Annotated in this window: 4 protein-coding genes; 2 read left to right on the forward strand and 2 right to left on the reverse strand. The window is 72.6% G+C overall.

From position 1 onward, the window contains the following. Both ilvD and H5J29_RS26550 read right to left on the reverse strand, forming a co-directional pair. On the reverse strand, positions 1-1,834 hold a 1,834-nt coding region (gene ilvD, locus H5J29_RS26545; protein WP_181783739.1), incomplete at its 3' end, for a dihydroxy-acid dehydratase. Positions 1,835-1,838: 4 nt separating this feature from the next. After that, positions 1,839-2,291 (reverse strand): PH domain-containing protein, encoded by a 453-nt coding sequence (locus tag H5J29_RS26550; protein WP_181783740.1) that lies wholly within the window; start codon positions 2,289-2,291, stop codon positions 1,839-1,841. An 87-nt stretch (positions 2,292-2,378) separates the two neighbouring features. Here H5J29_RS26550 and H5J29_RS26555 point away from each other — a divergent pair, with 87 nt between their 5' ends. Both H5J29_RS26555 and H5J29_RS26560 read left to right on the forward strand, forming a co-directional pair. Continuing rightward, positions 2,379-2,996 (forward strand): TetR/AcrR family transcriptional regulator, encoded by a 618-nt coding sequence (locus tag H5J29_RS26555; RefSeq protein ID WP_181783741.1) that lies wholly within the window; start codon positions 2,379-2,381, stop codon positions 2,994-2,996. Continuing rightward, the coding region (locus H5J29_RS26560) for a maleylpyruvate isomerase N-terminal domain-containing protein (protein ID WP_181783742.1) at positions 2,993-3,241 on the forward strand (249 nt) is incomplete at its 3' end. The genes H5J29_RS26555 and H5J29_RS26560, both read left to right, overlap by 4 nt.

A 3,241-nucleotide genomic window follows, 5' to 3' on the forward strand; every position in this document is an offset into this window, starting at 1 on the left:
CGCGGCGGACGGCGCCGGTGTCGGCCGAGGTCGCCATGGCGGCGTAGGCGCGGAGGGCCTTCGACACCACGCGCTCGCGGTCCTTCGGGGCCCACGGGCGCTCGCTGGCGTCCATCTTCGCGCGGCGCTCGGCCAGCACGTCGTCCGCCACGAGGATCTTCAGGGTGCGTTCGCGGACGTCGATCAGGATCCGGTCGCCGTCCTGGACCAGCCCGATCGCCCCGCCCGCGGCCGCCTCGGGCGCGACGTGCCCGACCGAGATGCCGCTCGACCCGCCGGAGAACCGGCCGTCCGTGACCAGCGCGCACTTCGCGCCCAGTCCCGCGCCCTTGAGGAACGCCGTGGGGTGCAGCATCTCCTGCATCCCCGGCCCGCCCGCGGGGCCCTCGTACCGGACCACCAGGACGTCGCCGGGCTGGATCTGCTTGGTGAGGATGACCGACACGGCCTCCTCCTGGCTCTCGACGACCCGCGCCGGGCCCTCGAACCGCCAGATGTCCTCCGGGATGCCCGCGGTCTTGATCACCGCGCCGTTCTCGGCCATGTTCCCGCGCAGCACCGCCAGCCCGCCGTCCGCGGTGTAGGCGTGCTCGCGGTCCCGGATGCAGCCGCCCGCGGCGTCGGTGTCCAAGGACGACCAGCGGTTCTCCGTGGAGAAGGCCTCGGTGGTCCGGACCCCGCCGGGTGCGGCGTGGAACAGCTCGACCGCGGTCTCCGACGGCGACTCCGCCCGGACGTCCCACTCGGACAGCCACTGCGCGAGCGTGGGCGAGTGCACCGAGTGCACGCCCTCGTTCAGCAGCCCGCCGCGCCACAGCTCGCCCAGGATCGCGGGGATGCCACCGGCCCGGTGGACGTCTTCCATGTGGTAGTCCGAGTTCGGCGAGACCTTGGCCAGGCAGGGCACCCGCCGGGAGATCGCGTCGATGTCCTCGAGCGAGAAGTCGATCTCGCCCTCCTGTGCCGCCGCGAGGATGTGCAGGACCGTGTTGGTGGAGCCGCCCATCGAGACGTCGAGCGCCATGGCGTTCTCGAACGCCTCCCTGGTGGCGATGTTCCGCGGCAGGGCGGACTCGTCGTCCTCGCCGTACCAGCGCTCGCACAGCCGCATGACCGTGCGGCCCGCCTCGAGGAACAGCTCGCGGCGCGCGGCGTGCGTGGCGAGGGTGGACCCGTTGCCCGGCAGCGAGAGCCCGAGGGCCTCGGTGAGGCAGTTCATGGAGTTCGCGGTGAACATGCCGGAGCAGGAGCCGCAGGTCGGGCAGGCCGACCGCTCCACGATGGAGAGCCCGTCCTCGTCGACCTCCGACGACGCCGAGGCCGAGATCGCGGTGATCAGGTCCGTGGGCGCTTGCGCCACCCCGCCGACGACGACGGCCTTGCCGGCCTCCATCGGCCCGCCGGACACGAAGACCGTGGGGATGTTGAGCCGCATGGCGGCGTTCAGCATCCCCGGGGTGATCTTGTCGCAGTTCGAGATGCAGACCAGGGCGTCCGCGGCGTGGCCGTTGACCATGTACTCGACCGCGTCGGAGATGACCTCGCGGGAGGGCAGCGAGTAGAGCATGCCGCCGTGGCCCATGGCGATGCCGTCGTCCACCGCGATGGTGTTGAACTCGCGCGCCACGCCGCCCGCCGCCGTGATCGCCGACGCGACGAGGTCGCCCATGTCCTTGAGGTGCACGTGGCCCGGCACGAACTGGGTGTAGGAGTTGGCGATCGCGACGATCGGCTTGCCGAAGTCGCTGTCGCCCATGCCCGTGGCGCGCCACAGGGAACGGGCACCGGCGGCGTTGCGGCCGTGGGTGGTGACTCGGGAACGAAGGGCCGGCATTGCTCTACTCTCCAGCCGGGTCGGGCAACCGACCGCCGGAGACGGCGGCCAGCGCGGGAAGGTCGCGTACGTGGACGGTCGGGAGTGGTAGCTCGGACTCGTCCTTCAGCACCGCGCTGACCCGGGATTTCTTGCCCAGCCGCAGCGAGCTGATCTCCGACCACGGTACGCGCCTCGACGTGAGGAGACGACGAGCGGTGACCGACTCCGCGTCGACCACGGTGCGCACCCGCACGACCCAGTAGGCGAGCCCGACCGGCACCAGGTAGACCAGCCACAGCCAGGGCGCGCCGAACGCGAACGGGATGGCCGCCACCAGGAAGAACGCCAGGGCCGCGAGGGCCAGCGGCGAGCGGCGGAACACCAGCCGGGCAGGCGCCTCGCCGCGCGCGATCGGGTCGGCCGCGGAGACGTGCCCCTCCGCGACCCCGGGCTTCGACCTCTCCTCGTCGCTCACGCCCCGATCCTCCCACCTGTGCGGGCACTGCTCCCTTCGAGCGGCGACCCTGGACATCTGTCCTGATCAGGAGCACGATGCCTACGCATGTTAGGAAGTCCGACCGAGACTTGGCAGGACCGTCGGCGGGCGGCCGTGCGCCGCGAGATCCTCGACGCGGCGTGGGAGGTCGCCCACCGCGACGGGCTGGGCGGACTCACCCTGCGGGCCGTCGCCGAGCGGGTGGGCATGCGTCCGCCGTCGCTCTACACCCACTTCGCCTCCAAGCACGCGCTCTACGACGCGATGTTCTTCCAGGCCTGGTCGGAGTTCGACGAGCGGTCCGCCGCCCTGGAGCTGCCCGCGGACCCCCGCGCGGCCCTGCACGGGATCGCCCGGTTCTACGTGGACTTCGCGGTCGCCGACCTGCCCCGCCACCAGCTCATGGACCAGCGGGTGATCCCGGACTTCACCCCGAGCCCGGAGAGCTACGCGCCGTCGGTGCGGGCCATGGAGCGCACGGTCGGCCGGTTCCGCGCGGCGGGGGGCGTCGCGCTCACCGAGGCGGACGTGGACCTGTTCGTCGCCGTCGTCGGGGGGATCGTGGCCGCCCAGTGGTCCAACGACCCCGGCGGCGACCGCTACACCCGGCTGCTCGGCCGGCTCGTCGACATGCTGGCCGACGACCTCGGTCTGGCCACGGTCACGTCAGGGGAGGACCCATGACCACCACCACGCGCTCGCGCTCGACCGCCCGCCGCTCCGCGCTGGAGCACGAGACGGCCGCCCGGTTGGCCGCGACCGAGTACGACCGCTACCTGGACCTGCTCCGCTCGCTCGACGCGGCGGACTGGGCGCGGCCGACCGACTGTCCGGGCTGGGACGTGCGGGCGATGGCCGCGCACAACCTCGGGATGGCCGAGAACGCGGCGTCGGTGCCGCGGATGCTGCGCGAGCACCTCGCCTCGCTC

Source organism: Pseudonocardia pini, from assembly GCF_013870575.1.
GTDB classification, from domain to species: Bacteria; Actinomycetota; Actinomycetes; order Mycobacteriales; family Pseudonocardiaceae; genus Pseudonocardia; species Pseudonocardia pini.

Bases quoted from the DNA above. Each gene is read 5' to 3' on its own strand.
- H5J29_RS26555 (WP_181783741.1), top strand. From the start codon at position 2,379: ATGTTAGGAAGTCCGACCGAGACTTGGCAGGACCGTCGGCGGGCGGCC.